General features: G+C 67.4%; 23 protein-coding genes. 18 read left to right on the top strand and 5 right to left on the bottom strand.

Features of this window, described 5'->3' with window-relative positions; genetic code table 11:
- Positions 1-3: 3 nt before the first annotated feature.
- The 3 genes from NFH66_RS10515 to NFH66_RS10505 are packed head-to-tail and all read right to left on the bottom strand — an operon-like array spanning position 4 to position 3,226.
- Positions 4-1,407, bottom strand: a complete 1,404-nt coding sequence (locus NFH66_RS10515) for a bifunctional DedA family/phosphatase PAP2 family protein (RefSeq protein WP_349610259.1) — start codon at positions 1,405-1,407, stop codon at positions 4-6.
- A 33-nt stretch (positions 1,408-1,440) separates the two neighbouring features.
- A complete protein-coding gene (locus NFH66_RS10510; protein WP_349610258.1) occupies positions 1,441-2,355 on the bottom strand; it encodes a diguanylate cyclase domain-containing protein in 915 nt (304 codons plus the stop codon).
- A complete protein-coding gene (locus NFH66_RS10505; protein ID WP_349610257.1) occupies positions 2,348-3,226 on the bottom strand; it encodes a hypothetical protein in 879 nt (292 codons plus the stop codon). Before NFH66_RS10505 ends, NFH66_RS10510 begins: the two co-directional genes overlap by 8 nt.
- 101 nt (positions 3,227-3,327) lie before the next feature.
- Between NFH66_RS10505 and NFH66_RS10500 the strand changes: the two genes are divergently transcribed.
- The 11 genes from NFH66_RS10500 to lipB all read left to right on the top strand — a co-directional run bounded on the left by NFH66_RS10500 (position 3,328) and on the right by lipB (position 13,904).
- The gene (locus NFH66_RS10500) at positions 3,328-4,638 is read left to right on the top strand and encodes a glutamate-5-semialdehyde dehydrogenase (RefSeq protein ID WP_349610256.1); all 1,311 of its coding nucleotides are present in this window, start codon (positions 3,328-3,330) and stop codon (positions 4,636-4,638) included.
- Between the two features lie 47 nt (positions 4,639-4,685).
- Entirely contained in the window at positions 4,686-5,315 is a 630-nt protein-coding gene (gene nadD / locus NFH66_RS10495) for a nicotinate-nucleotide adenylyltransferase (RefSeq protein WP_349611712.1), read from the top strand.
- Between the two features lie 85 nt (positions 5,316-5,400).
- Complete coding sequence (rsfS, locus tag NFH66_RS10490; protein WP_349610255.1) at positions 5,401-5,763, top strand: ribosome silencing factor; 363 nt, start codon at positions 5,401-5,403, stop codon at positions 5,761-5,763.
- Positions 5,760-6,227, top strand: coding sequence for a 23S rRNA (pseudouridine(1915)-N(3))-methyltransferase RlmH (gene rlmH, locus NFH66_RS10485; protein WP_349610254.1), 468 nt, complete (start codon positions 5,760-5,762; stop codon positions 6,225-6,227). Before rsfS ends, rlmH begins: the two co-directional genes overlap by 4 nt.
- Before the next feature lie 62 nt (positions 6,228-6,289).
- On the top strand, positions 6,290-8,197 hold the full coding sequence (mrdA, locus tag NFH66_RS10480) for a penicillin-binding protein 2 (RefSeq protein WP_349610253.1): 1,908 nt from the start codon (positions 6,290-6,292) through the stop codon (positions 8,195-8,197).
- A gap of 3 nt (positions 8,198-8,200) precedes the next feature.
- Positions 8,201-9,361, top strand: coding sequence for a rod shape-determining protein RodA (gene rodA / locus NFH66_RS10475; RefSeq protein WP_349610252.1), 1,161 nt, complete (start codon positions 8,201-8,203; stop codon positions 9,359-9,361).
- A gap of 40 nt (positions 9,362-9,401) precedes the next feature.
- Positions 9,402-10,472 carry a lytic murein transglycosylase B gene (mltB, locus tag NFH66_RS10470; RefSeq protein ID WP_349610251.1) on the top strand — a complete coding sequence of 357 codons (1,071 nt, stop codon included), beginning with the start codon at positions 9,402-9,404 and terminating at the stop codon, positions 10,470-10,472.
- Positions 10,469-11,407 carry a septal ring lytic transglycosylase RlpA family protein gene (locus NFH66_RS10465; protein WP_349610250.1) on the top strand — a complete coding sequence of 313 codons (939 nt, stop codon included), beginning with the start codon at positions 10,469-10,471 and terminating at the stop codon, positions 11,405-11,407. The genes mltB and NFH66_RS10465 overlap by 4 nt, the downstream gene beginning before the upstream one ends.
- A gap of 46 nt (positions 11,408-11,453) precedes the next feature.
- Positions 11,454-12,665 carry a D-alanyl-D-alanine carboxypeptidase family protein gene (locus NFH66_RS10460; protein WP_349610249.1) on the top strand — a complete coding sequence of 404 codons (1,212 nt, stop codon included), beginning with the start codon at positions 11,454-11,456 and terminating at the stop codon, positions 12,663-12,665.
- Between the two features lie 232 nt (positions 12,666-12,897).
- Positions 12,898-13,209, top strand: a complete 312-nt coding sequence (locus NFH66_RS10455; protein WP_349610248.1) for an HP0495 family protein — start codon at positions 12,898-12,900, stop codon at positions 13,207-13,209.
- Entirely contained in the window at positions 13,209-13,904 is a 696-nt protein-coding gene (gene lipB / locus NFH66_RS10450; RefSeq protein WP_349610247.1) for a lipoyl(octanoyl) transferase LipB, read from the top strand. Before NFH66_RS10455 ends, lipB begins: the two co-directional genes overlap by 1 nt.
- 36 nt (positions 13,905-13,940) lie before the next feature.
- Here lipB and lipA read toward each other — a convergent pair whose 3' ends face one another.
- Entirely contained in the window at positions 13,941-14,999 is a 1,059-nt protein-coding gene (lipA, locus tag NFH66_RS10445; RefSeq protein ID WP_349610246.1) for a lipoyl synthase, read from the bottom strand.
- Positions 15,000-15,307: 308 nt separating this feature from the next.
- Here lipA and NFH66_RS10440 point away from each other — a divergent pair, with 308 nt between their 5' ends.
- From NFH66_RS10440 to NFH66_RS10410, 7 genes are all read left to right on the top strand, one after another.
- On the top strand, positions 15,308-17,992 hold the full coding sequence (locus NFH66_RS10440; RefSeq protein ID WP_349610245.1) for a DUF3141 domain-containing protein: 2,685 nt from the start codon (positions 15,308-15,310) through the stop codon (positions 17,990-17,992).
- A 242-nt stretch (positions 17,993-18,234) separates the two neighbouring features.
- Positions 18,235-20,865 carry a type I DNA topoisomerase gene (gene topA / locus NFH66_RS10435; RefSeq protein WP_349610244.1) on the top strand — a complete coding sequence of 877 codons (2,631 nt, stop codon included), beginning with the start codon at positions 18,235-18,237 and terminating at the stop codon, positions 20,863-20,865.
- A complete protein-coding gene (locus NFH66_RS10430) occupies positions 20,862-21,323 on the top strand; it encodes a DUF6586 family protein (protein ID WP_349610243.1) in 462 nt (153 codons plus the stop codon). Before topA ends, NFH66_RS10430 begins: the two co-directional genes overlap by 4 nt.
- A 272-nt stretch (positions 21,324-21,595) precedes the next feature.
- Positions 21,596-22,027 (top strand): hypothetical protein, encoded by a 432-nt coding sequence (locus NFH66_RS10425; RefSeq protein WP_349610242.1) that lies wholly within the window; start codon positions 21,596-21,598, stop codon positions 22,025-22,027.
- A gap of 145 nt (positions 22,028-22,172) precedes the next feature.
- The gene (locus NFH66_RS10420) at positions 22,173-23,765 is read left to right on the top strand and encodes an ABC-F family ATPase (protein WP_349610241.1); all 1,593 of its coding nucleotides are present in this window, start codon (positions 22,173-22,175) and stop codon (positions 23,763-23,765) included.
- A 147-nt stretch (positions 23,766-23,912) separates the two neighbouring features.
- On the top strand, positions 23,913-24,527 hold the full coding sequence (locus tag NFH66_RS10415; RefSeq protein ID WP_349610240.1) for a L,D-transpeptidase family protein: 615 nt from the start codon (positions 23,913-23,915) through the stop codon (positions 24,525-24,527).
- A 196-nt stretch (positions 24,528-24,723) separates the two neighbouring features.
- Positions 24,724-24,987 (top strand): Lpp/OprI family alanine-zipper lipoprotein, encoded by a 264-nt coding sequence (locus NFH66_RS10410; RefSeq protein WP_161432779.1) that lies wholly within the window; start codon positions 24,724-24,726, stop codon positions 24,985-24,987.
- Positions 24,988-25,112: 125 nt separating this feature from the next.
- Here NFH66_RS10410 and NFH66_RS10405 read toward each other — a convergent pair whose 3' ends face one another.
- Positions 25,113-26,147, bottom strand: coding sequence for a L,D-transpeptidase family protein (locus NFH66_RS10405; RefSeq protein ID WP_349610239.1), 1,035 nt, complete (start codon positions 26,145-26,147; stop codon positions 25,113-25,115).
- Positions 26,148-26,268 lie beyond the last annotated feature (121 nt).

The following is a 26,268-nucleotide window of genomic DNA, read 5'->3' as shown; positions in this document are numbered from 1 at the left end:
GCTTCAGACCGGCGGTAGCCAGGCGATTCGCGCCGCCGCCAGGGCAAGCGATGCGGCGACGAGCCAGGGCCAGGGGCAGGGAGCGAGCGGGGGCCGTGGCCGCGTCTGCCAGGAGAGCTGTACCAGGGCGCAGACCACCAGCCCCAGCAGGGCACCACCGAGCAGGTCACTGAACCAGTGCACACCGATCACCAGGCGTGACAGCGCCATCAGGGTGGCGGCCAGGATCGCGCCCCAGTAGATCCAGTGGCGCCAGGCCGGCGTGAGTTCCCGGGCGGCGAAGGCCGCCGCCAGCCCGAACAGCACCACGGCACCGGAGGCATGGGCGCTGGGGTAGGAGAAGGAGTCCGCCAGGTGGGTGGGCGCATAGGGTCGCGGCCGCTCGAGCAGCGTCTTGCCCAGGGTGTTGAGCGCCGCGATCCCCACCAGCCCGGAGGTGATGTGCCAGAAGGCATCCGTGCGGCGCCGCCACACCAGCCAAATGCCCCAGGGCAGGCCGAGCGCGATCACGCCGAGCAGGTCGCCGATGCGGGCCAGTCCCTCGCTGGCGAGGGTCAGGGCGGGGAAGGCGAGGCCTGCGAAGAGGGCCTGGACCTGGTGGTCCAGGGGCAGCGGGCCGCCCGGGTCATGCTGCATCACCAGCAGGGTCCAGCCAGAGGCCCCTCCCAGCGAGAGGATCAGCAGCAGCAGGCTGGCCAGGGGAACCTCGCCGCTACCGCTCTGGCGCAGCCACAGGTTGCGCAGCAGGGGGTGACGCCGGGCCAGGCCGGCGGTCAAGCGGTAGACGCGTCCGCGCCTGCCGGCGTGATGGCGTAGCCAGGAGAAGGTCACCGCCAGCACCAGCAACATCACGGCCAGCACCGCCAGCGGTTCCTTGAGCGCCGGGGGCACCTCGAGCAGCTGCTCCCAGGTGCGCCCCAGCAGGTAGCCTGGCAGTACATAGGCGGGAGCCCACAGCGCTGCGGAGGTGAGGTTGGCCCAGGTGAAGGTGCGTGGCGACATGCGCAACATGCCGGCGATCAGCGGCACCATGGGCCGCACCGGCCCCACGAAGCGTCCCAGGAACACCGACAGCACGCCGTAGCGCTGGAAGAAGCGTGCCCCGCTGGCAAGGAGCTCGGGATGGCGAGAGAGCGGCCAGCGCCGGGTGACGCGTTCGCGCTGGGTGTAGCCGAGCACGAAGCTGGCACCGTCGCCCACGATCGCGCCTAGAAAAGCGGCGAACAGGGTCGCCGACAGGGCCAGCTCCTGGTGGCCGGCCATGGAGGCGGCGGCAGTGATCAGCAGCACGCCGGGCACCAGGACGCCCACCAGCGCCAGGGATTCCAGCATGGCGATGCCGGCGATGATCAGCAGCAGCAGCCCCGGCGACGGGGTGAGCTGGTAGAGCAACTGGGCAAGGTTCATGGCGGGGCTCCCAGGGCTAGGGCGGGCAGGGCATCAGCCATCGGCGAGGCGTCGTGTGGTGGCATCCAGGCGTCGCCTGAGGGCAGTGAAGGGAGCTCCCGGCGAGTGGCTGCAGATGCCCCCGCGCACCTCCAGGCCCACGCCGCCGTCCAGCATGGCGCCCGCCGCGGCTTCCTCGATGCGCCGGCGCACCAGCAATGCCCCGCTCTCGCTAGTATCGGGCAGCACCAGCCAGAAGTCGGCATCGCCGAGGCGGCCTAGCAGGTCGTGGTCGCGGCTGTGCTGCGCCACGGTTCTGCACAAGGTGCCCAGCAGAGTCAGCCGGGCGGGGGCACCGAACGGCTCTTCGGTCATCTCCAGCTGCGGCAGGTGCAGCACCACCACGGCGAGTCGCTGGTTGAGCAATTCGGCGCGTTCCACCTCGCTCTCCAGGCGCTCCAGGAGCGGCGCCGCCTTCAGGGCGGCACACTCTGCGTCGCGGGGGTCGGTGGCCAGCAGCAGGGCCTGTTGATGGCGTATGCCCCAGGGGGCGAGCCCGGCGGCGGTCACCAGCGCCAGGTAGGCAAGCGACAGCGGCAGGCCGCCACCGGCCAGCAGCAGCCAGATGGGTGCCAGGGTCAGGTTGAGCAGGGTGGCTGGACCCAGTGGCAGCAGCAGCAGGGTCAAGGCCGGCGGCAGCCCCAGCCACAGTAGCGCCAGGCGGCCTTCACCCGGCAGGCTGGTGGCGACCAGCAGGTATCCGCAGATCAGTACCAGATAGGCCGAGAGGCGAGCCGTCTCCTGCTGGCCCAGGCGCATCAGGGCGGCGGTGAGCAGCAGCGGGGCGAGCAGGGCCGGCAGCAGGATACGGGGGTAGTCACCGACCAGGTAGTGCCACAGCGCCTGGCCGAGCAACAGCATGGCCCCCAGCGCATAGAGGCCCGCCAGCAGGCGTGGGGTATCAGTCATCGACATTTGATTTCGTCCCCCGCGTCACGTCGAGCGGCGTCGTCTGCTGCTCCAGGGCGTGCAACTCCTCGGCCAGTGGGCGGGCCCGTTGCAGCGGGACCGCGCGTACGCGCTCCACCCGGGGCAGGCGCGCCAGCAGCGTCTCGCGTCGACCGTTCGCCTGGTCGGCGTCTCGGCAGATGAGCAGTGCGGCCAGGGTGCGGGCGTCGAGTCGATAGCAGTGCTCGAAGCGGCGGGTCATCTCGCACAGCTGCCTGGCCACGTGCCAGAGGTGGCGCCGCCGGGTGCGCACCAGCAGGAGTTCGGCGTGGGTGCCGTCGCGCTCGGCGCGGCCGCGCTCCCGGGACAGGTCACCGGCCAGCCTGGCGCGGGGCCAGAGGCGCAGCCCCGGCTCCAGGCTGACTCGGCCCCTGGCCTGGCTGTGCAGCGGTGTAAGCCGGTGCGCCCGGGAGAGCCCGAGCGCCAGCAGCAGGGCGAACACCAGGCCGGAGAAGAGGGCCTGCTCGATGGGCATCAGGCGTGCCAGCCAGGCCCAGGAGAGCACCGCCAGCACGATGTTGAGGACGGCCATCCAGGCGGGCTGGGGCAGCATGACCAAGGCGGTCCAGGCCCATAGCCAGAAGGGGTGGCGCTCTGCCGAGGACCACAGCAAGGCGCCGAGGAGCAGGCTGGGTAGCAGCTGCCAGGGCACCAGGGGAGGGTGGCGATGGCTGAACTCGACCAGGCCGGCGCTGATGGTGAGCCAGGCCGCCGCCAGGCCGAGCAGCATGGCCTCTGAAAAGTCGTGGGCGTTCGCCACCATCAGCGCCGGGAATAGCGCCGCCAGCAGCAGGTTGAGGCGCAGTAGGCCGATTTTGTACTTGCTCTGCATGGTGGCTTACTATGACTCCCTTTCCGCAACGTGCCCGCCGAGCGCCAGTATAGCGCCGTCCCGGTGCGTTCTGGCCACGTCCACAGGAGACACCCTCTGGCATGACAGCTCAAGTCCAGCGCGACGGCGCCGCCGCGGCAGGCGCCGAGGAGATCCGCAATATCGATGCGTACATGACCGGCCTGGGACAGGCGGCGCGACAAGCCGCCGTGATCCTGCGCCGCACGCCCACTGGCCCCAAGAATGCCGCGCTGCTGGCCATGGCCGAGGCGCTTCAGGCCGCACGGAGCGAGGTGCTGGCGGCCAATGCCAGGGACCTGGCGCGTGGACGAGAGAACGGCCTGGACGCCGCCCTGCTCGACCGCCTGGCCCTGGATGAGGGCCGCATCGATGCCATGATCGAGGGGCTCACCCAGGTGGCGGGCCTGCCCGATCCGGTGGGTGAGGTCGATGACCTGCGTATGCGGCCCAGCGGCATCCAGGTCGGCCAGATGCGCGTGCCCCTCGGGGTGATCGGCATCATCTACGAGTCGCGCCCCAACGTCACCCTCGAGGCGGCCAGCCTGTGCCTCAAGTCCGGCAATGCGGCCATTCTGCGCGGTGGTTCCGAGGCGCGCGACTCCAATGCCGCCATCGCCGCCTGCATTCGCCAGGGGCTGGCCGCCGCGGAACTCCCTGCGGGGGCCGTGCAGGTGGTGGCGACCACTGATCGCGCCGCCGTGGGCCGCCTGATCGCCATGCCCGAGTTCGTCGACGTGATCATCCCGCGGGGAGGCAAGTCGCTGATCGAGCGCATCTCCCGCGAGGCCCGGGTGCCGGTGATCAAGCACCTCGACGGTGTCTGCCATGTGTATCTGGACGCCAGCGCCGATCTCGACAAGGCGCTGGCCATCGCGGTGAATGCCAAGACCCACCGCTATGGTACCTGCAACACCATGGAGACGTTGCTGGTGGATGCGCCCCTGGCCGAGTCGCTGCTGCCGGCGCTGGCCACCGCCTACGCCGAACATGGTGTCGAGCTGCGCGGCTGCGAGCGTACCCGCGTGATCCTCCCGGCTGTGGTGGCGGCCAGGGAGGAGGACTGGCACGCCGAGTACCTGGCGCCGGTGCTGGCGATTCGCGTGGTCGATGGCATCGAGGCCGCCATGGCGCATATCGAGCGCTACGGCTCCCATCACACCGATGCCATCGTCACCGAGTCCTGGACCCTGGCGCGGCGCTTCATGGCCGAGGTGGACTCCAGTTCGGTGATGGTCAACGCCTCGACCCGCTTCGCCGACGGCTTCGAGTACGGCCTGGGCGCCGAGATCGGCATCTCCACCGATAAGCTCCACGCCCGCGGCCCGGTGGGGCTCGAGGGTCTCACTACCCGCAAGTACGTGGTGCTGGGCGACGGCCAGGTTCGCCAGTGAGCGAGCGGCCCCCATTGCGACACGCGGCGCGTCCGCCGCGTATCGCCATGCTCGGCGGCACCTTTGATCCCGTGCACCTGGGCCACCTGCGCAGCGCCGTGGAGCTTGGCGAGGCGCTGGCCCTCGACCGGGTCCACCTGATCCCTGCCAAGGCCCCGCCACTGCGCGGCGAGCCCCGGGTGGCGCCCGCCGAGCGCCTGGCGCTGCTGCGCCTGGGAATCGGCGATACCCCGGGGCTGGTCGCCGACGACCGCGAGCTTGCCCGCGAGGGCCCCTCGTTCAGCGTCGACACCCTGGCCTCCCTGCGCGAGGAGCTGGGCCCCGACGCGCGGCTGGTGATGGCGCTGGGCCATGATGCCTTCATGCGCCTGGCCGAATGGCATCAGCCGCAGCGCCTGTTCGCCCTGGCCCACCTGGTGGTGGTGGACCGCCCCGACTTTGAGGCGCCGCTGCCCGCGGCATTGCGCGAGCTGATTGCCAGGCGCGAGCGTGAAAATGCCGCGGCGTTGATGGCATGCCCCGCCGGGGGGTTGCTGCGCCTGCGGCTGCCCTCGCGGATGGCGATCTCGGCGACTGAGTTGCGCCGGCGCCTGGCCACGGGCCGCAGCGTGCGCTACCTGCTGCCCGAGGCGGTGGAGCGGCATATCCAGGCCCATGGCCTCTATCGACGGGACTGAAAGGCGTTCAGGGCCGTACGGGCCCTGTCAGATGGCGGTCAAGGCGTTACAATGTCCATTCAACGACAGCCTGACAGAAGACCCTATGCACAACGACGCTCTCAAGACTCTGGCGGTGGACGCGCTGGAAGAACTCAAGGCCAAGGATATCGTCCAACTGGACGTCGCACGGCTGACCAGCGTGACCGACCTGATGATCATCGCCAGCGGCACCTCGACTCGCCACGTGGCCGCACTGGCCGAGCGGGTGGTCGAGCGCGCCAAGGAGGCCGGCCTGAAGCCACGCGGTGTTGAGGGTGGGGTCGGTGCGGATTGGGTGCTGGTCGACCTGGGCAGCGTGGTGGTGCACGTGATGCTGCCCGAGACGCGCCAGCTCTACGACCTGGAGCGCCTCTGGGCCGACCTGCCCAGCGACCTGGAGCGTGAAGACGAGCTGTCCGGCGCATGAAGGTGCGCCTGCTGGCGGTGGGCACGCGCATGCCCGCCTGGGTCAACGAGGGCGTCGAGGAGTATCGCAAGCGCCTGCCCCGCGATTTCGCCCTGACAGTGGAGGAGATCGCCCCGGGACAGCGTGGCAAGAATGCCGACCTGTCACGGGCCATGGCCAGCGAGGCTGAGCGGATACGCGCGAGGTTGCGCGGCGATGAGCACGTGGTCGCCCTGGAAGTGGGCGGCAAGGCCTGGAGCACCGAGCGGCTCGCCGAGCAGGCCGAGGCCTGGCGGCTGGCCGGGCGCGACGTGGCACTGCTGGTCGGCGGCCCCGACGGCCTGGCCGCGGAACTCTCCGCCGCCGCCGACCAGCGCTGGTCACTGTCGCCGCTGACGCTGCCCCATCCGCTGGTGCGTATCCTGCTTGCCGAACAGCTCTATCGCGCCTGGACGCTGATGGTTGGTCACCCCTACCACCGCTGAGTCGACGCCCCGCCGCGCTCTCGCCGCTCTCTTGCCGCGCTCTCGCCAAACCCAGGAATCCGATGCGCAAGTCACGTCATAACCTCAAGAGCCCCGAGCAGGAGTTGCGCATCTTTCGGGTGCGTGCGCTGCTTGCCCTGGTGGTGGTGTTCAGCCTCACCGGACTGCTGATGGGGCGACTGGCCTACCTCCAGGTGGTTCAGCACGAGGTCTACACCACCCGCTCGGAGAAGAACCGGGTGCGTGTCGAGCCGCTGCCGCCTACCCGTGGCCTGATCTACGATCGCAATGGCGATCTGCTGGCCGAGAATCGACCGACCTATAACCTGACCCTGGTGCGTGAACGAGTCGTGGACCTCGACGCGACCCTGACGCGACTGGTGGAGATCCTCGAGCTCTCTCCTGAAGAGGCGGAGGCGTTCCGGGTGCGCTCGCGCCAGCGCCAGCGTCCCTTCCAGCCGGCGCTGTTGATGAGCGACCTCGACGAGGGGCAGATCGCGCGGCTGGCGGTCAATCGACACCTGCTGCCCGGTGTCGAGGTGGAGGCCCAACTGTTGCGTTTCTACCCCGATGCCGAGGTGATGGCTCACGCCCTGGGCTACGTGGGGCGCATCAATGCCGAGGAGCTCGAGCGCCTGGATCCCGGGCGCTATGCCGGCACCCACTTCATCGGCAAGACCGGCGTCGAGCGCTTCTACGAGGACGCACTGCATGGCGAGGCCGGGCTGCGCAAGGTGGAGACGAATGCCCGTGGCCGGGTGTTGCGTGAGCTGGGTCGCACCGATCCGGTGCCCGGCAAGGACCTGATCCTGACGCTGGACAAGCGGCTCCAGCACCTGGCCTTCGAACTGCTCGACGACCGGCGCGGTGCCATCGTCGCCATCGAGCCCGCCACCGGCGGTATCCTGGCGATGGTCTCGGCGCCTGGCTACGACACCAACCAGTTCGTCACCGGTATCGATGTGGCCGCCTACCGCGGACTCCAGGAGGATCTCGCTCTACCACTCTACAACCGGGCGATACGCGGCCACTACCCTCCCGGCTCCACCATCAAGCCCTTCCTGGCGCTGGCCGGGTTGGCCGAGGGCGTGATCACGCCCGACAAGAGCATCTACGATCCCGGGTACTTCCAGCTCCCCAACGATGATCGCCGCTACCGCAACTGGCTGCGCTGGGGACACGGGCGCGTCGATATGGAGCGCTCCATCGCCGTCTCCAACAACACCTACTACTACTCCCTGGCTCACGACCTCGGCATCGACCGCATTCATGCGAATATGACCGACTTCGGTTTCGGTACGCGAGTCGGCCACGATATCTTCGGCGAGAGCGACGCCCTGATGCCATCACGGGACTGGAAGCGGGGGCGCTACAACCAGCCGTGGTATCCCGGCGAGACGCTCTCGGTGGGCATCGGCCAGGGCTATTGGCAGCTCACACCGCTGCAGTTAGCCACCGCCACCGCGGTGCTGGCCAACCGTGGGCACTGGGTCAGGCCGCGTCTGGCCAGGCGCATCGGCGAGGAGGTGGTGCCGGAGGCCCTGCCCGACACCCCTGATGATATCGAGCTGGCCAACGAGGGTTGGTGGGACCGGGTCTTCTCCGGCATGGAAAAGGTGATCTCCGGCCATGAGGGTACCGCGCGCCGCACCGGGGTGGGGCTCGAGTACCGCATGGGGGGCAAGTCGGGCACCGCCCAGGTCTTCTCGCTGGGACAGGACCAGAAGTACAACGCCGACGAACTGGCCGAGCGCCTGCGCGACCACGCCCTGTTCATGGCCTTCGCGCCGCTCGAGGAGCCGCGGATCGCCGTGGCGGTGATCGTCGAGAATGCCGGCGGGGGCAGCACCCATGCCGCCCATCTGGCGCGGGCGATGACCGATGCCTGGCTGCTCGACGACGGCGAGCCCGATGCCGAGGAGATTCGCGAGGAGATGGAGAATGATGATGAACGCCTGGCGGGGAATTGACCCATGGCGCTGAGCGGCCTCTCGCGCCGCTGGCGGCCGTATCCGGTCAAGGCGCCGGCCAGCGGCATGTCGCGTCGCCGCGGATTCTGGGAGCGCGTGCACCTGGATCCCTGGCTGCTGGGCATGCTGCTGTTGCTGCTTTGCGCCGGCCTGGTGGTGATGTACAGCGCCAGCGGCCAGCGTCTCGATACGGTGATTTCCCAGGGCATCCGCTTCGCTGTGGCGTTGGGGGTGATGGTGGTGATCGCCCAGTTTACGCCGGCCACGCTGATCCGCTGGGCACTGCCGGGCTACCTGCTGGGCGTGGCGATGCTGGTGGCGGTGGAGCTGGTGGGCGACATGGGCATGGGGGCCCAGCGCTGGCTGGTGATTCCCGGGGTCATCCGCTTCCAGCCCTCGGAGTTGATGAAGCTGGCGATGCCGCTGATGGTGGCGGCCTTCCTCAGCCGCCGCGAGCTCCCGCCCAGGGCCCGGGATCTCGTCATTTGTGCAGTGATCGTCGGGGTGCCGGTGGTGCTGATCGCCAAGCAGCCGGATCTCGGTACCTCGCTGCTGGTGGGTGCCTCGGCGGTCTTCGTGGTGCTGCTGGCGGGTCTCTCCTGGCGGATCATCGGCCTGCTTGCTGCCTTGGCGGCGGCGGCGATGCCGCTGCTGTGGATGAACATGCACGACTACCAGCGCCGGCGCGTACTGACCTTCCTCGACCCCGACAGCGATCCGCTGGGAGCGGGCTGGAACATCATCCAATCCACCACCGCCATCGGCAGCGGCGGTGTGCTGGGCAAGGGCTGGATGGAGGGTACCCAGTCGCAGCTCGAGTTCCTGCCCGAGCGGCATACCGACTTCATCGTCGCGGTGCTCGGCGAGGAGTTCGGCCTGGTGGGGATGCTGGCCTTTCTGGTGCTCTACCTGCTGATCGTCTGCCGCGGGCTGTGGCTCGCCGCCGAGGCCCAGGACACCTTCGGGCGCCTGCTGGCCGGCAGTATTATCCTGACCTTCTTCATCTATGTGTTCGTCAACGTCGGCATGGTCAGCGGCATCCTGCCGGTGGTCGGCGTGCCGCTGCCGCTGGTCAGCTACGGCGGCACCTCCAGCGTGACCTTGATGGCCGGTTTCGGTATTCTCATGGCCATTCATGCCCACCGCAGGCTGCTTCCTCGCTAGCCAAGCGGCAGGGGCCGGGCATCGACAGGGGAGGCCGTACATGACGCCAGTACGCATTCAGGGAAGGAAGGGGCGCCTGGCCACACTGGCCTGTGCCGCCCTGCTGGCCAGCTCGCCGCTGGCCGCACAGGAGTTTGCCCCCGAGCACCACGCCGGGGCGCGGATGCTGGTCGACGAACTGGCCGATGAGGGAATCGAGCGCGCCTGGCTGGAGCGCGCCATGGGGCAGGCGCGCTATCGCCAAGAAGTGCTCGACGCCATGTCCGGCGCCGCCGAGCGGCGCCTGCGCTGGGACGAATATCGTGCCATCTTCCTCGACGCCGAGCGCATCGATGGTGGGGTGGCCTTCCTGGCGGCCCAGGCCGACCCCTTCGCCCGCGCCGAGGCCGAGTACGGCGTGCCAGAGGAGATCATCGCCGCCATCCTCGGGGTGGAAACTCGCTACGGTAGCATCACAGGCCGCCACCGGGTGATCGACTCCCTGGCCACGCTGGCATTCCACCACCCGACCCGCGGCGACTTCTTCCGCCGCGAGCTGGGTGCCTTTCTGGAGATCGTCCACGAACAGGAGGTCTCCGCTGACGCGCCGCTGGGCTCCTATGCCGGCGCCATGGGCTACCCGCAGTTCATCCCCACCAGCTATCGCGCCTACGCCGTGGACTTCGACGCCGACGGCCTCCGGGATCTCTGGACCAACCCGGTGGATGCCATCGGCAGCGTGGCCAACTACTTCGCCGAGCATGGCTGGCGCCCCGGCGAACCTGTCGTGCATACGGCCGCGGGGCCGGCCAGGCCGCCCGCGGGCATCGACTTCAACCGCGCGGCTCGCCCGCCAGCGGCTCGCGCCGGAGCGTTGCGTGATGCCGGGATCGTGGTGCCAGATGACATCGATGCGGATGCCCGCCTGCTGCCGGTGGCGGTGGAGGAGGGCGAGGGCAACTGGCGCTACCGGCTGGGGGAGCACAACTTCTACGTGATCACCCGCTACAACCATAGCCATCTCTACGCCCTGGCGGTGGTCGAGCTGGCCGAGGCCATCGCCAGGGCGCGTGGCCTCGAGGCTCACTGGCTGCAGGCGGTGGATGCCGATGACGAGGAGGCACGCCCATGATGCTGCGCTGGTTGCCCATCGCCCTTGTGGCCGCCTTGGCCGGCTGTGCCGGTGGCGGCGGCCCCGTAGCACCCTCCGATTCCGGCCAGGCCGCCACGGCCACTGCCGCGAGCGGGGAGCGTTACGCCATGTCCGGCGATGCCTACCCCGAGGAGCCGCCGGATGTCAGCCGGGTGCCCGATGCTATTCCCCGGCATGAGCCGCGCTCCCGGGGCGGCAATCGCTCCACCTACGAGGTGTGGGGCAAGACCTATCATGTGTTGCCGGATGCCAGCGGCTACGCCAGGCAGGGCACGGCCTCCTGGTACGGCGAGAAGTTTCATGGCTACGCCACGTCCAACGGCGAGATCTACGACATGTACAAGATGTCGGCGGCCCACCGTTCGTTGCCACTGCCGACCTTTGCCCGGGTCACTAGCCTGGATAACGGTCGTTCGGTGATCGTGCGGGTCAACGATCGCGGCCCTTTCCATAGCGACCGCGAGATCGACCTCTCCTACGCCGCCGCGGCGCGCCTGGATATCCTCGACAACGGCACCGGGCGGGTGCGAGTCGAGGCCATCGATGTCGACCGCTGGCTCGCCGCGAACAACGGGGCGAACCCGGTTGCAGGCACCGAGCGTCGCGGCGCGGTTCAGCCGGCTGCCTCCACCACGGCGCCCGTGACCCGCGAGGCCTCTTCCGCTGCCGGCCGCGCCGCGCAGGACCGCCCGCTCTACCTGCAGGTAGCGGCGCTGGGGTCTGCCGACAGCGCCCGAGCCCTGCGGGCTCGCCTGGAGAGCGAGTTGTCACAGCCGGTGCGGGTGGCCGAGGCCTCGGGGGCACATCGCGTGCAGGTGGGCCCGATCTCCCGCGCCGACCAGGTCGAGCCCCTGCGCGAGGCGCTACAGCGTGCCGGCTTCGCCGAGAGTTTTGTCGTCAAGGAGGCCGAGTGACCGGCCTCGATTTCCCTTCCCAGAAAGACCTGACGAGAGTCGCCCCATGAAAGAGTTGTTTTCCCTGCGTTGTGGCCGTCTGCTGGCGGTGCTGCTGGCCAGCCTGACACTGTTCGTCGCGGCACCCGCCGTGGCTCAGGAGGTTCCGGTTCCTCAGCCACAGACCCTGATTCCCTCGCCGCCTCAGCTGGCGGCGAGCGGCTGGATCCTGATGGATGCCGATAGCGGCCGCATACTGGCCGAGCATAACGCCGACGAGCGCCTGCCGCCGGCCAGCCTCACCAAGCTGATGACCGCCTACCTGGTCGAGCGTGAGCTCGACCGCGGCAATATCGCCATGGATGACATGGTGCCGGTGAGCGAGAATGCCTGGCGCACCGGAGGCTCGAAGATGTTCATCGAGGTGGGGGCCCAGGTCTCCATCCGTGACCTGCTCTACGGCATCATCATCCAGTCTGGCAACGATGCCAGCGTGGCAGTGGCCGAGCACCTGGCCGGTGGCGAGGCGCCCTTCGCCGACCTGATGAACCAGCACGCCGACCGCATGGGGCTGAGCAATACCAACTTCCTCAATGCCACCGGCCTGCCGGCGGAGAACCACTACTCCACGGCCCGTGATATGGCCCAGCTCTCGCGCCATATCATCCAGGACTACCCGGAACACTATAAGATCTACGCCGAGAAGTACTTCACCTACAGCGACATCCGCCAGCCCAACCGTAACCGCCTGCTGTGGCGTGACCCCAGCGTTGACGGCCTCAAGACAGGACATACCGAAGAGGCGGGCTACTGCCTGGCGGCCTCGGCCAAGCGTGACGGCATGCGCCTGATCACGGTGGTGATGGGCACCAACTCCGAGGAGGCGCGTGCCCAGGAGACCCAGAAGCTGCTCAGCTACGGTTTCCGCTACTTCGAGACCCTCAAGCTTTACGACCGTGGCTCGGTGCTCAATACCTCCCGGGTGTGGGGCGGCGAGATCAACGAGCTGCGCGTCGGTGTCGACGGCGACGTGGTGATGACCGTGCCGCGTGCGCGCAATGAGGAACTCACCGCGCACCTGGATATCCAGGGCGATCTCGAGGCGCCGATCCAGCAGGGCGAGCGCGTCGGAACCCTGCAGGTGAGCCTCGGCGAAAAGCTCGTCGGCGAGCAGCCTCTGGTGGCCCTGGAGACGGTCGAGGAGGGGGGCTTCCTCAAGAAGCTGATCGACCAGGTGCAGCGCTTCTTCTCCAACCTGGTCGGCGGCTGGTTCGACTGATCGCCATCGGCCAGGTGTAACCACGAGGAGCAAGCCGTTAAGGCTTGCTCCTCTTCGTTAGGGGGAAGACGAGGGCTATCGCAGTTACCGACAGGCTGATAGCGAAAGGCGCCGGGTCAGCCTTGAGCGATGCTGCCATTTGCGATAGCCCCTTAGGTTCGGGTCGCGGCATTGGTCACCCGCGCAGGGCTTGAGTAAAATGGTTGCCTATTCACGACTTTCTGGAGTCAGCATGAACGACAAGTCGCTGCGTGACCTGCGTCGCCCCAGTCAGCCGGTCTCCGGCAAGCCGCCGAAGATCACCTTTCCGTGTCGCTACTCCCTCAAGGTGGTGGGGGATGCCGCCGACGACTTCGCCGCGGAGGTGTGCCAGGTCGTCAGCCGCCATGACCCCGAGTTCGATGCCGCCAGCATGCAGGTGGTCGGCAGCCGCAATGGTCGCTTCCAGTCTGTCCGGCTCTCCATTCTCGCTACCGGCGAGGCCCAGCTGCAGGCGCTGTTCGTCGAGCTCAAGGCCACCGGCCGCGTGCACATGGTGGTGTGATGGCCGCCAGCCCCACTCTTGCACCTCTTGCACCCATCGAGCTGTATCGCCTGGGACGCCGCGCCTACGAGCCCGTGTGGCAGGCAATGCGCGAGCTTACCGATGAGCGTGATGCCGATACCCCCGACCAATTCTGGCTGGTCGAGCATGATCCGGTCTTTACCCAGGGGCAGGCCGGCAAGCCCGAGCACCTGCTGATGCCCGGCGATATTCCGGTGGTGCAGACCGATCGCGGCGGGCAGGTGACCTACCACGGCCCAGGCCAGGTGGTGCTCTACCCGCTGATCGATGTGCGCCGCGCTGGGCTGGGCGTGCGCGAACTGGTCAGTGCCCTGGAGAACGCGGTGATCGCCATGCTCGCCGAGCATGGGGTCGCGGCGCGGGCACGCCCCGACGCGCCGGGGGTCTATGTGGAGCAGGTCGGTGGCGGGGAAGCCAAGATCGCCTCGCTGGGGTTGCGTATCCGCCGCGGCGGCAGTTTCCACGGCGTGGCGCTCAATATCGATGGTGACCTGTCACCCTTTGCGCGCATCAACCCCTGCGGCTATGCGGGCATGGCGATGACACGCCTGGCCGACCTGGTCGATGACTGCCCCGGCGTGGAGGCGGCAGGAGAGCGCCTGGCCGAGTGCCTGGCGCGGGAGTTGGGCAGGACCCTTACTTCAAGCCACAAGCTACAAGGAAACCCCTTGTAGCTCAGTGTCTCGGCCAGAGAATTCGGCAGCTTGGCTTTAACCCACGTTAATGGCGTCGATGCGGTTGGGGTCGGGCGCCTGGCCGGGAACGTCGGCGGGGGCGGCCAACCCCAGGTTGTTCTTCTCGAACACCCGGTCGGCGCGATAGCTGGAACGCACCAGCGGGCCCGCCGCGACCTCCATGAAGCCCTTCTCGAGCCCCAGGCGACGGTAGCGCTCGAACTCCTCGGGGCTGACCCAGCGCTCCACCGGCAGGTGGTTGCGGGTGGGGCGCAGGTACTGGCCCAGGGTGACGATGTCCACGCCGATGGCGTGCAGGTCGTCGAAGGTCGCGAGGATCTCCTCGTCGCTCTCGCCGAGGCCGAGCATCAGGCTGGTCTTGGTCAGCACCTCGGGCTTGTAGGCCTTGGCGTGGGCCAGCACATCCAGGGTCTTGCGGTATCCGGCGCGGGGGTCGCGGACCCGTTCGGTCAGGCGCTCGACGGTCTCGACGTTCTGGGCGAACACCTCGAGGCCCGAGTCGACGACTCGCTCGATGGCGGAATGGACGCCGTCGAAATCCGGGGTCAGGGCCTCGACCACCACCTCGGGGGTGTTGGTCTTGATGGCGCGAATGCAGTCGGCATAGTGGGCGGCACCGCCGTCGTCCAGGTCGTCACGGTCCACCGAGGTCAGCACCACGTAGCGCAGGCCCATCAGCTCCACCGACCTGGCGGTGTTGGCGGGCTCTTCGGCATCCAGCCAGCCGCCGGGATTGCCGGTGTCCACGGCGCAGAAGCGGCAGGCGCGGGTGCATACCGAACCCATCAGCATGATGGTGGCGGTACCATTGCTCCAGCACTCGCCCATGTTGGGGCAGTGTGATTCGGCGCACACCGTGCTCAGGCGGTTCTCGTTGACGTTGCGCTTGACCGCCTCGAAGCGCTCGCCGCCGGGGATCTGGGCGCGCAGCCACTTGGGCTTGCGGCCTGAGACGCCGGCGCCTTCATCCTGCTGTGAGCGCTGCTTGATGCCGTCCTTGATGGCGGCGAAGCCGTGCTCCGTGCGAAACTTCTTGCCGCTGGCGATGGTGGTTTTCGGGGTGCTGTCGCTCATTGAATGTGAGCCCCTCCGCTCGACGTCGTGCGGGCCGGCGCGGCCATGCTGCCCGGTGTGTGGGGTATTGGCCTGGCCCGCCTTGGCGCTGTTGGGTTGCTGGTAACAGGCGCCAATTTACCATAGCTGTGCGTGTTCGGCATGGAAAGGGAGGGCGCCTGGCTGTGTGCCGGAGCCGTCCTGGGGAGCCCGGCAAGCGAGATTGGGCTCGTCGTGGCCGACAAGATGCGCTATATTGCAATGCAGCAAAAGCCGGACTGACGATTCGAGTTTCCTTTCCCCCTGATCGCCAACGCCAGGAGGTCACCATGATGACCCTTCCGATGCCGATACCCTCGGCCGACGCGCTTTCCCTTGTCGATCCCTTTGGCTTCGGGCGTGCCGCGGGCCGCTATTGGCTCGACGCCGTAGAGCGCAGTGTGCTCTATCTGGACGTGATGCGGCTGCGTGGTAACCAGTACCTTGAGCATATCGAGCAGACCAAGCCCAGCGTGCTGGGATTCGACGCCGAGGTGCTGATGGACGGTCGCAGCCTGCCGCGCCCGGTCAACTACGAACTGCTGCGCATCGTGCCGCCGGCCGGCCAGCCTACCGACCTGCAGATGCGCCCCTTCGTGGTGGTCGACCCGCGGGCCGGCCATGGCCCGGGTATCGGCGGGTTCAAGCCCGACAGCGAGATCGGGGTGGCGCTGCGTGCCGGACACCCCTGCTATTTCATCGGTTTCTTGCCCTATCCGGTGCCCGGCCAGCAGGTCGAGGACGTGGTGGAGGCCGAGGTGGCCTTCCTGCGCCATGTCAACGAGCGCCACGCCGAGCTTTCCGAGAAGCCCATCGTGGTGGGCAACTGCCAGGCGGGCTGGCAGGTGATGATGGCCGCCTCCCTGGAGCCTGACCTGTTCGGGCCGATCCTGATCGCCGGGGCGCCGCTCTCCTACTGGGCGGGCGAGCACGGCAACGCGCCCATGCGCTACACCGGGGGGATGACCGGCGGCAGTTGGATGACCTCGCTGTTCAGCGACCTGGGTAACGGCCAGTTCGATGGTGCCTGGCTGGTGCAGAACTTCGAGAACCTCAACCCGGCCAACACCTACTGGAGCAAGCAGTATCGCCTCTACTCGCGGGTGGATACCGAGGCGGAGCGCTACCTCGACTTCGAGCGCTGGTGGGGCGGGCATGTGGTGCTGGCCGGCGACGAGATCCAGTATATCGTCGACAATCTGTTCGTCGGCAATCGCCTCTCCACCGCCCAGTTGGTGACCTCCGACGGGCGGCGCATCGATCTGCGCAACGTGCGCTCGCCGGTGGTGGTGTTCTGCTCCCGGGGCGACGATATCACCCCGCCCCCCCAGGCGCTGGGCTGGGTGCGCGACCTCTACGAAGGCAGTGACGACATCGTCGCCAACGAACAGACCATCGTTTATTGCGTCCATGACAGCACGGGCCACCTCGGCATCTTCGTCTCGGGCAGCGTGTCGCGCAAGGAGCACACCGAGTTCACCGCCAACATGGACTACATCGACGTCCTGCCGCCCGGCCTCTACGAGACCACGGTCTCGGAGGCAGACGCGCGCGACGACAGCGAACTGATCGAGCGCGACTATCTGCTGGAGTTCACGCCGCGCAGCGTCGACGAACTCGATGAGGTGGTCCAGCACCGCGTCGAGGACGATACCCGCTTCGCCACCGTGGCACGACTCTCCGAGATCAACCTGGGGCTCTATCGGCTCTTCGTGCAGCCGTGGGTACGCGCCCTGGCCACCCCCGAGTCGGCTCACTGGATGCGGCGCATGCACCCCAATCGCCTGGGCTACCGCTTGCTCTCGGACCGTAACCCGCTGATGGCATCGATCCCGGTGCTGGCCGAGCGCATTCGCGCCGATCGCCACCCCTTGGATGAGGACAACCTCTTCCGCGTGCTGGAGTCGATCGCCTCGGACCAGATCGCCCGCAGCTTCAACGCCTGGCGCGACCTGCGTGACGGCGCCACCGAGCGCCTGTTCATGGACGTCTACGGCCAGCCGTTACTACAGTCCCTGGTGGGCCTGGGCGGTGACGCTCACGTGCATCGTCGCCGCCCCGGTGCCGAACCCGAGCATCGCCGCTTCATCGCGCGGCGTCGGGCCGAACTTGGCGAGCGGATCGCCGAGGGCGGCAGCCACGAGGCGATCGTCCGGGCGCTGATCTTCGTGCTGGGCGGTGCGCATTCCACCGACGAGCGCAACTTCAAGCGCCTGCGCGCCTCGCATGCGGAGCTCGAGCCGCAGCTCTCGTTGGGCGACTTCAAATGCTTGATGCGCGAGCAGTTCTTTATCCTCAAGCTGGATCGCGAGGCGGCCGTCGAGGCGCTGCCGGCGCTGCTCAAGGGGCAGAGCGCCGAGCAGATTGCGGCACACCTCGAGCATATCGAGCATGTGCTGGCGGCGAGCGGCGAGCTCTCCGAGAACTCCGCCGAGCGCCTGACGCGGGTGCGTGGCCTCTTCGAGCGCGCCATCGACCGTGCGCCGCAAATCGAGGCGGAGTCCCGCGCCGAGGCCGAGGCATGGCTCGACAGCCAGGCCCAGGCGCAGCACCAGGCCTACAGTGAGTTGGAGGGGCTGATGGAGGCCCGTGCGACGTCCGACGGCGATGTGCAGGCGGCGCTCGAGCCCGCCAAGGCCGAGCCCGCCAAAGCCGAGCCCGCCAAGGCCGAACCCGCCAAGGCCGAACCCGCCAAGGCCGAGCCCGCCGAGGCCGAGCCCGCCAAGGCCGAGCCCGCCAAGGCTGGGCCCGCCGAGGCCGAGCCCGCCAAGGCCGAGCCCGCTAAGGCTGAAGCCGCCAAGGCCGAGCCCGCCAAGGCCGAACCCGCCAAGGCCGAGCCTGCCAAGGCTGAACTCGCCAAGGCCGAACCCGCCAAGACCGGGCCCAAGGCCACTCCGGCGACCAAGCCCACGGCCGCAAGGCGCCGCGGTACCACGACGCGCCGCAAGCCGCAGGGGGGTAATAACTCGCGCTGATCGATCAGCCTGCGCTATCCGGCGCCCCCGTCGCAGCTTGCGGCGGGGGCGCCGTCGCATGAGATGGGTGCTTGCCCGGGCGTGATCCGCGGTCTAGGGTCAGAGAGCCTGCCTGGGCTCGCCACTGGCGTGACGCCTGGCGCTGGGGTAGGGTAGGCGCATTTTTCACCCGCCAAGGCAAGGCGGCAGGAATTCGCCAGGCACGGCACCGGGCTCGTGTCACCGACACTTAATGGAGTGCTATGGGCAAGTCACTGGTCATCGTCGAGTCGCCGGCCAAGGCGAAGACGATCAACAAGTATCTCGGCGGCGACTTCATCGTGAAGTCCAGCGTGGGCCATATCCGCGACCTGCCGACCAGCGGCTCGGGCAAGGCGGCCGCCGATCCCAAGGAGCGTGCCCGCCAGGCCGCGGCCACGCGCAAGATGTCGCCGGAAGAGAAGGCCGAGCACCGCCGGCAGAAGGCGCAGGACCAACTGATTCGCCGCATGGGAATCGATCCCGAGCACGGCTGGAAGGCCAACTACGAGATTCTGCCTGGCAAGGAGAAGGTTGTTGCCGAGCTCAAGAAGCTCGCCGAGAAGGCCGATGCCGTCTACCTCGCCACCGACCTTGACCGCGAAGGGGAGGCCATTGCCTGGCACCTGCGCGAGACCATCGGCGGCGACGAGACGCGCTACAAGCGCGTGGTGTTCAACGAGATTACCAAGAATGCCATCCAGGAGGCCTTCCAGGATCCCGGCAATCTCAACATCCCGCGGGTCGAGGCCCAGCAGGCGCGGCGTTTCCTCGACCGGGTGGTGGGCTTCATGCTCTCGCCCCTGCTGTGGGCCAAGGTGGCCCGTGGGCTCTCGGCAGGGCGGGTGCAGTCGGTGGCCATGCGGCTGATCGTTGAGCGCGAACGTGAGATCCGCGCCTTCGTTCCCGAGGAGTTCTGGGACGTCCACGCCGATCTCGTTGCCGACAGCGGTGAGCCGGTGCGCTTCGAGTTGGTGCGCCTGGAGGGTAAGGCCTTCCGGCCCACCTCCGAGGCCGAGACCCTGGAGCGCATCGCCGCCCTGCGCAAGGCCTCGCTTGCCATCACCGCACGGGAAGACAAGCCGACCCGCTCCAAGCCCAATGCCCCCTTCATCACCTCGACCCTGCAGCAGGCCGCCAGTGGCCGCCTGGGCTTCTCGGTGAAGAAGACCATGACCCTGGCCCAGCGCCTCTATGAGGCCGGCTACATCACCTATATGCGTACCGACTCCACCAACCTGTCGAAGGATGCGGTGGAGAGCGTGCGTGACTACATCGGTGAGGAGTTCGGCCCGCGCTACCTGCCCGAGTCACCGATCCGCTACTCCAGCAAGGAGGGCGCCCAGGAAGCCCACGAGGCGATCCGACCTTCCGAGGTGGGGCGGCGGGCCACCGAGCTGGCCGGCATGGAGCGCGACGCCGAACGGCTCTACGAGCTGATCTGGCGCCAGTTCGTGGCCTGCCAGATGACGCCGGCGGAGTACCTTTCCAGCGTCCTGATGGTGGAGGTCGATGGTTTTGAGCTGCGTGCCAAGGGGCGCGTGCTGAAGTTCGACGGCTATACCCGCGTGATGAAGCCCATGGGCCGCAAGGAGGAGGACCAGTCGCTGCCGGATCTCGCCGAGGGCACCGCGATGAGCCTGGAGGCGCTGGATCCGCGGCAGCACTTCACCAAGCCGCCGGCGCGCTACACCGAGGCGAGCCTGGTCAAAGAGCTGGAGAAGAAGGGCATCGGCCGGCCCTCCACCTACGCCGCCATCATCTCCACCATCCAGGACCGCGGTTACGTCAAGCTGGAGAATCGCCGCTTCTATGCCGAGAAGCTCGGCGATATCGTCACCGAGCGCCTCAAGGAGTCCTTCCCCGACCTGATGGACTACTCCTTCACGGCGCGCATGGAGGACGGCCTGGACGAGGTGGCCGATGGCCAGCGCAACTGGCAGGCGCTGCTCGACGCCTTCTATGCCGAATTCAAGAAGGAGCTCGATGAGGCCCAGAGCGACCAGGGCATGCGCCCCAACCAGCCAGTGCCCACCGACATCGACTGTCCGTCCTGCGGGCGCAAGATGCAGATCCGCACCGCCTCCACCGGGGTCTTCCTGGGTTGCTCCGGCTACAACCTGCCGCCCAAGGAGCGCTGCAAGACCACGATCGACCTGCTTCCCGGCGAGGAGGCGGTGGCCGCCGATGCCGGCGAGGAGGCCGAGACCGATGCGCTGCGTGCCAAGCACCGCTGCCCCAAGTGCGGCACCGCCATGGACAGTTATCTGATCGACGAGACACGCAAGTTGCATATCTGCGGCAACAGTCCCGATTGTGACGGCTATGAGGTGGAGCAGGGGCGCTTCCGCATCAAGGGCTATGACGGACCGACCATCGAATGCGACAAGTGCGGCAGCGAAATGCAGCTCAAGAGCGGGCGTTTCGGCAAGTACTTCGGCTGTACCAACAGCGAGTGCAAGAACACCCGCAAGCTACTGCGCAGCGGCGAGGTGGCGCCACCCAAGATGGATCCCATCGACATGCCGGAGCTGGCCTGCCAGAAGGTCGACGACCACTATGTGCTGCGTGACGGGGCGAGCGGCCTGTTCCTGGCGGCCAGCAAGTTCCCCAAGAACCGTGAGACCCGTCCGCCGCTGGTCAAGGAGCTCAAGGCCCACGCCGAGGAGTTGCCCGAGAAGTATCGCTACCTGCTCGACGCGCCCAGCGAGGACCCGGACGGCCGTCCGGCCCAGATTCGCTTCTCGCGCAAGGCCAAGGAGCAGTTTGTGATGAGTGACGAGAACGGTAAGGCCACCGGCTGGAAGGCTACCTACGATGGCCGTCGGTGGCGGGTGGAGGACAAGCGCAAGTGACACCACGCTCCCGCACCAATCAGCTGCTCTACCAGGCCGAGTTGCTGCTGCAGGTGCCTGCCGGCGATGACGAGCACGCCGAGGTCCGCCGCATGGCGGCCGAAGAGGGCGCCCTGGCGCTGGCCGAGCTGGCGCTGCAGTCGCTGCTGCGCGAGGTCACCGAGCATGCCCGCCTGCCCGGCCACGACTGGCGCGAGCTTCTCGGCCGCGAGGGGGCCGGCATCGCCGAACTGCAGCGGCTGCGCGACCTGGCTGCCCGGGAGGGCAGCTGGCTTCACTGGCTGGTCGCCAGGCTCGAGGCGCTGCACGGTGACGACGGCGCCGCCCGTCGGCGGGGAGCCGCCGCCGGCCTGATCGCCGTGGGTGGCAGCGGCGAACTGGGCAGCGGGCTCGACGACTGCCTGCGCCAGGCCAAGGTCGAGATCGCCGCCCTGCGTGAGACCTGCCAGGAGTGGTAGCGACGACGCGCCAGGCGGGACCATACACCTAGTCCATCGGCGACGGCTGTATCGCCTTCCGTTGATGTCCATCAAGCGCTCGGCCGCCAGCTTGGCTACGCTGAAGTCATCGGCCCGCCACCAGGCGGGCGCGCCAGGGCCTCTACGATCATCGTGTGCGAGCCGCCGGCTGTGACGAGCGTGCCTTCTTCGAGCGCTCCCGTGGCCACGAGGCGGAGGTGCGGCGCATCGCTCGTGACAGCAACGACTCGAGGACTACTGAGGAGACCGCCATGAACGACCAGATACTCTCCCCCAAGATGCTGGGCTACTGGAGCGATGCGGATATTGCCCAGGCTACCGACGAACCGGGGATCTACTGTATCTACCGCGCAGCCAACGATCCTGAAACCGGTGTCCTGGAGCCCCAGGAGCTGCTCTACATCGGTGAGAGCGGCAGCGCCCGCTATGGCATACAGCACGACGAGCAACGACCGCACTGGGAGGCGTGCCTGCAGCCCGGCGAGGTGCTCTGGTACTCCATCGGCCCCTGTGGCAAGGCCAACCGCGAACGCCTCAAGGCGGCCATGATTCATGCTCACAAGCCCCGCATGAACCAGGTCAGTCCCTACCTGGACAGCTTTCCCTTCGACCGCACCACCGTCCATCTCTACGGCAAGAAGGACAAGTTGCAGGCCATCTTCACCTTGGAGCGCCTCGACTGAGGGAGACCCCGGCGGCTCCGGCTCGTGCCCCTTCGCGCGGGCCGGCGCCGCCTGTCCTGAGTCGGTCGCCGCTGCGCCGACGGTGTGACGGGCGGCCATAACCGGTACAATTGCGCCCCTTCCATGTACCGACCGGACCCTCTCCTTGATCTCCACCGCCAATATCACCATGCAGTTCGGGGCCAGGCCCCTGTTCGAGAATGTCTCCATCAAGTTCGGCAACGGCCATCGCTACGGCCTGATCGGCGCCAACGGCTGCGGCAAGTCCACCTTCATGAAGATCCTCGGCGGTGACCTGGAACCCTCCTCGGGCCAGGTGATGATCGAGCCGGGAGCCCGGCTCGGCAAGCTGCGTCAGGACCAGTTCGCCTTCGAGGAGGAGCGGGTCATCGACACCGTGATCATGGGCAATGCCGAACTGTGGCAGGTGGCCGCCGAGCGCGAGCGCACCTACTCGCTGCCCGAGATGAGCGAGGAGGACGGCATGGCGGTGGCCGAGCTCGAGGTAAGCTTCGCCGAGCTCGATGGCTACACCGCCGAGTCCCGGGCCGGCGAGCTGCTGTTGGGGCTGGGTATCCCGCTGCACCAGCACGCCGGCCCCATGAGCGAGATCGCACCGGGCTGGAAGCTGCGTGTGCTGCTCGCCCAGGCGCTGTTCGCCGACCCCGATGTGTTGCTGCTCGATGAGCCCACCAACCACCTGGACATCAACACCATCCGCTGGCTGGAGGGCGTGCTCACGGCCCGCAACAGCACCATGGTCATCATTTCCCACGACCGCCACTTCCTCAACAGCGTCTGTACCCACATGGCGGACCTGGACTATGGCGAAATCCGGCTCTTCCCGGGCAACTACGATGAGTACATGACCGCCGCCACCGCCGCCCGCGAGCGCCAGTACGCCGACAATGCCAAGAAGAAGGCGCAGATCGCCGACCTGCAGGCCTTCGTCAGCCGTTTCTCGGCCAACGCCTCCAAGGCCAAGCAGGCCACCTCCCGGGCGCGCCAGATCGAGAAGATCAAGCTCGAGGAGATCAAGCCCTCCAGCCGGGTCAGTCCCTTCATTCGCTTCGAGCAGGCCAGGAAGATCCATCGCAACGCGGTCAATGTCGAGGGGCTGGCCCAGGGCTTCGGCAGCGAGGCGGCGCTGTTCGATGGGTTCGGCATGACCGTCGAGGCCGGCGAGCGTATCGCCATCATCGGTCCCAACGGCATCGGCAAGACCACGCTGCTGCGCACCCTGGCCGGTGAGCTTGCACCGCTGGCCGGCAGCGTGAAGTGGACGGACAGCGCCGATCTCGGTGTCTTTGCCCAGGACCACGCCGATGACTTCGCCAATGACGCCACCCTGTACGAGTGGATGGCCCAGTGGACCGATGGCGGTGAGCAGGAGGTACGCGGCGCGTTAGGCAGGATGCTGTTCTCCAGCGACGACATCGGTAAGTCGGTCAAGGTGATCTCCGGCGGCGAACAGGGCCGCATGCTGTTCGGCAAGCTTGCCTTGATTCGTCCCAATGTGCTGCTGATGGACGAGCCCACCAACCACTTGGACATGGAGTCCATCGAGGCGCTCAACCTGGCCCTGGAGAACTACCCCGGGACCCTGATCTTCGTCAGCCACGATCGTGAGTTTGTCTCGTCGCTGGCGACCCGTATCCTCGACATGAGTGACGAGGGGATCACCGACTTCAGCGGCGGCTACGACGACTACCTGAGAAGCCAGGGGCTATATGCCTGAACATGAGCGCCGCGTCGCTGTCGTATAGCGGTTATGCCGTATTGGGCCCTGCCTGACAGAGTGCCCGCGAATGCGCTATAAACGATCTAGCCGCAGCGTCGGGAAGTCCCGGCGATGCTTGATAACCGCTGCAAGAGTTGCCAATCGATGCCTTCTCTCTCCCGTCGTCGCTTCAGTCGACTCGTCCTTGCCGCCCCGCTGGCGCTGCTGGGCGTCGAGTCGGCCCGTGCCAACCTGGTCGAGACACTGCTCACCCGGGCACACCTGCCGCGCCACGCCAGCGAGCTATGGGTGTTGGTGGATGACAGCGAGGCCACGCTCACCGTCTACCGCGGCAATCGCCAGCTGGAACGCTTCTATCCGATTTCGCTAGGCCGGGGCGGGGCGCGGCCCATGCGCCTGAAGGGCAGTGGGGCCACTCCGAAGGGGGAGTTTCGCGTCAATCGCTTCAATCACGAGAGCGACTGGCACCTGTTTGTCGGGCTCGACTACCCGACGCCGAGCCATGCGCGTGTCGCCCTTGACGAGGGCATCTTTACCCAGCAGGACTACGACGACTATTTCCGCTACTACCGGGCCAACGGGTCTCCTCCTCAGGATACCGCGCTGGGGGGCTTCATCGGCCTGCACGGCGTGGGCAAGGGAGACCCTGATATCCACCGCCGGTTTCACTGGACCCAGGGGTGCGTGGCGGTGACCGATGACCAGATCGAGCGCCTGGCCGCGTTGATCGATATTGGCACACGCGTCGTGATCCGCTAGGCTGGTACATGCGCAAGGGACGTTAAAGCGATGGACAAGCGCCGTTATGTATAATAAAACAGCGTTTGACTCCCGTGCTTCGAGTACAAGTTGCCTCGAGCACAAGTCGCTGCAGACGCGCCTGCAGTCGCAGGCAAGACGCCTGACCCTCAGGCATCTTTCAACGCAGTACCAAGGAAGACCCAAGGAGAACACCATGACTCTGAAGACCACCCTGAAGCTGACCGCCGCCGCTGCCTCTCTGGCCATCCTGGCTGGCTGTGCTTCCACCAGTGCCCTGGAAGAGGTCCGCATGACCGCTGAGTCCGCACAGGCCGACGCTGCAGAAGCTCGCAGCATCGCTGTTCAGGCGCAGAACACCGCCAACCAGGCCCAGCGTGACGCCCAGGCGGCTCTGCAGATGTCCGAGCAGAACCGTGACGAAATGAACCGCATGTTCAGCCGCTCCATGCAGAAGTAATTCTGCTGGTGTGCTGACATCGCCCCAGGGCGATGGCGGTTCTGCAAGAACAAGAAGACCCCGCCGAGGCGGGGTCTTCTTGTTAGCGGCTTCTCGTTTCCGCCCCAGGTCCGGGGCGCTCCGGGTCAGCGTTCGGCGATGGCGATGGACTCATAAAGGTTACGGGGTCCGGCCGGTGTCGGCGTGGGGGCTTCCTCGGCGGTCTTGAGCAGTGAGATCGCCTGTCCGTCCGGCGACTCCACCAGCTCGCGCAAGCGCTTGTAGTCCACCGGCGGCTGCTCTTCACCGAAGGCGTGGGTCAGCGTGTCCATGGCAAGCATCAGCGGCTCGAAGCCTTCGCGATTCTCCTCCAGGGCCGGGTAGGACTGGGCCATGAGTTCGCCATCAGCGCTCCAGCCGGCCTTGAACGGCTGGTCGATGATATTGACCCGGGTGCCGCTGGGCACGCGCTCATACAGCGACTTGATATCCTCGGGGAACATGCGGATGCAGCCGCGGCTGACGCGCATGCCGACGCCCTCGGGCTTGTTGGTACCGTGGATCAGGTAGCTGGGAATGCCCAGCAGGATGGCGTGGCGGCCCAGCGGATTGTTGGGCCCGGCGGGCACGATGGATGGGGCCGGCTCACCACGGGCGGCGGCTTCACGGCGCATCGAGGCGGGCGGCGACCAGGCGGGGTCCTTGACCTTGATGGTGGTCTTGGTCACCCCGACCGGCGTGGCGAACTCCTCGCGGCCCACGCTGATCGGATAGGTCTCCACCACGCCCGGCGCCGAGAAGTAGTAGAGGCGCAGCTCGGGCAGATTGATCACGATGCCTTCTCGTTCGGCATCCGGCAGCACCCGACGAGCCGGAATGGTGACCTCGGTATCCGCGAAGGGAGCCCAGATACTCACATCCGGATTGGCCATCCGGATCTCCTCGTAGCCGACGTTGTGTTCGCGGGCGATGTCGATGAGTGTGTCCCCCTCCTCGACGGTGATCGAATAGCTATCCCCTATTACGCTGCCTTCTTCGGGCAGCGCATAGTGGCCACGAGGCAGGTCATGCACATCTTCATAGGCGGGAACGGCGGCCTGAGCGCTGGAAGCGAGCAGGGCACCGAATCCTATCGCCATGGCGCGGCGGGCACCGCAACGGGTCAGTGTCAGGGTATTCATCAGGGGCGTTCAACTCTTGGTCTGGAGGGGCATCGGTGACTCCTGTGACCGGTGCCCGTGGGCGGTGCGATGAGATCTTGGCTAACAGTATAGAGTGCAGGTAAAGGCGCGAGTTCGCCAG

Origin of the sequence: Halomonas sp. H10-9-1 (assembly GCF_040147005.1) — a bacterium.
In the GTDB taxonomy this organism is placed as follows: domain Bacteria; phylum Pseudomonadota; class Gammaproteobacteria; order Pseudomonadales; family Halomonadaceae; genus Halomonas.
The sequence above is the reverse complement of the archived record's forward strand: the minus strand, read 5'-3'. Positions and strand labels throughout refer to the sequence as shown.

Excerpts from the sequence above, each read along its gene's own strand:
- NFH66_RS10515 (WP_349610259.1), bottom strand. The coding sequence starts at position 1,407 with ATGAACCTTGCCCAGTTGCTCTACCAGCTCACCCCGTCGCCGGGGCTG.
- NFH66_RS10510 (WP_349610258.1), bottom strand. The coding sequence starts at position 2,355 with ATGACTGATACCCCACGCCTGCTGGCGGGCCTCTATGCGCTGGGGGCC.
- NFH66_RS10505 (WP_349610257.1), bottom strand. The coding sequence starts at position 3,226 with ATGCAGAGCAAGTACAAAATCGGCCTACTGCGCCTCAACCTGCTGCTG.
- NFH66_RS10500 (WP_349610256.1), top strand. The coding sequence starts at position 3,328 with ATGACAGCTCAAGTCCAGCGCGACGGCGCCGCCGCGGCAGGCGCCGAG.
- nadD (WP_349611712.1), top strand. The coding sequence starts at position 4,686 with ATGCTCGGCGGCACCTTTGATCCCGTGCACCTGGGCCACCTGCGCAGC.
- rsfS (WP_349610255.1), top strand. The coding sequence starts at position 5,401 with ATGCACAACGACGCTCTCAAGACTCTGGCGGTGGACGCGCTGGAAGAA.
- rlmH (WP_349610254.1), top strand. The coding sequence starts at position 5,760 with ATGAAGGTGCGCCTGCTGGCGGTGGGCACGCGCATGCCCGCCTGGGTC.
- mrdA (WP_349610253.1), top strand. The coding sequence starts at position 6,290 with ATGCGCAAGTCACGTCATAACCTCAAGAGCCCCGAGCAGGAGTTGCGC.
- rodA (WP_349610252.1), top strand. The coding sequence starts at position 8,201 with ATGGCGCTGAGCGGCCTCTCGCGCCGCTGGCGGCCGTATCCGGTCAAG.
- mltB (WP_349610251.1), top strand. The coding sequence starts at position 9,402 with ATGACGCCAGTACGCATTCAGGGAAGGAAGGGGCGCCTGGCCACACTG.
- NFH66_RS10465 (WP_349610250.1), top strand. The coding sequence starts at position 10,469 with ATGATGCTGCGCTGGTTGCCCATCGCCCTTGTGGCCGCCTTGGCCGGC.
- NFH66_RS10460 (WP_349610249.1), top strand. The coding sequence starts at position 11,454 with ATGAAAGAGTTGTTTTCCCTGCGTTGTGGCCGTCTGCTGGCGGTGCTG.
- NFH66_RS10455 (WP_349610248.1), top strand. The coding sequence starts at position 12,898 with ATGAACGACAAGTCGCTGCGTGACCTGCGTCGCCCCAGTCAGCCGGTC.
- lipB (WP_349610247.1), top strand. The coding sequence starts at position 13,209 with ATGGCCGCCAGCCCCACTCTTGCACCTCTTGCACCCATCGAGCTGTAT.
- lipA (WP_349610246.1), bottom strand. The coding sequence starts at position 14,999 with ATGAGCGACAGCACCCCGAAAACCACCATCGCCAGCGGCAAGAAGTTT.
- NFH66_RS10440 (WP_349610245.1), top strand. The coding sequence starts at position 15,308 with ATGATGACCCTTCCGATGCCGATACCCTCGGCCGACGCGCTTTCCCTT.
- topA (WP_349610244.1), top strand. The coding sequence starts at position 18,235 with ATGGGCAAGTCACTGGTCATCGTCGAGTCGCCGGCCAAGGCGAAGACG.
- NFH66_RS10425 (WP_349610242.1), top strand. The coding sequence starts at position 21,596 with ATGAACGACCAGATACTCTCCCCCAAGATGCTGGGCTACTGGAGCGAT.
- NFH66_RS10415 (WP_349610240.1), top strand. The coding sequence starts at position 23,913 with ATGCCTTCTCTCTCCCGTCGTCGCTTCAGTCGACTCGTCCTTGCCGCC.
- NFH66_RS10410 (WP_161432779.1), top strand. The coding sequence starts at position 24,724 with ATGACTCTGAAGACCACCCTGAAGCTGACCGCCGCCGCTGCCTCTCTG.
- NFH66_RS10405 (WP_349610239.1), bottom strand. The coding sequence starts at position 26,147 with ATGAATACCCTGACACTGACCCGTTGCGGTGCCCGCCGCGCCATGGCG.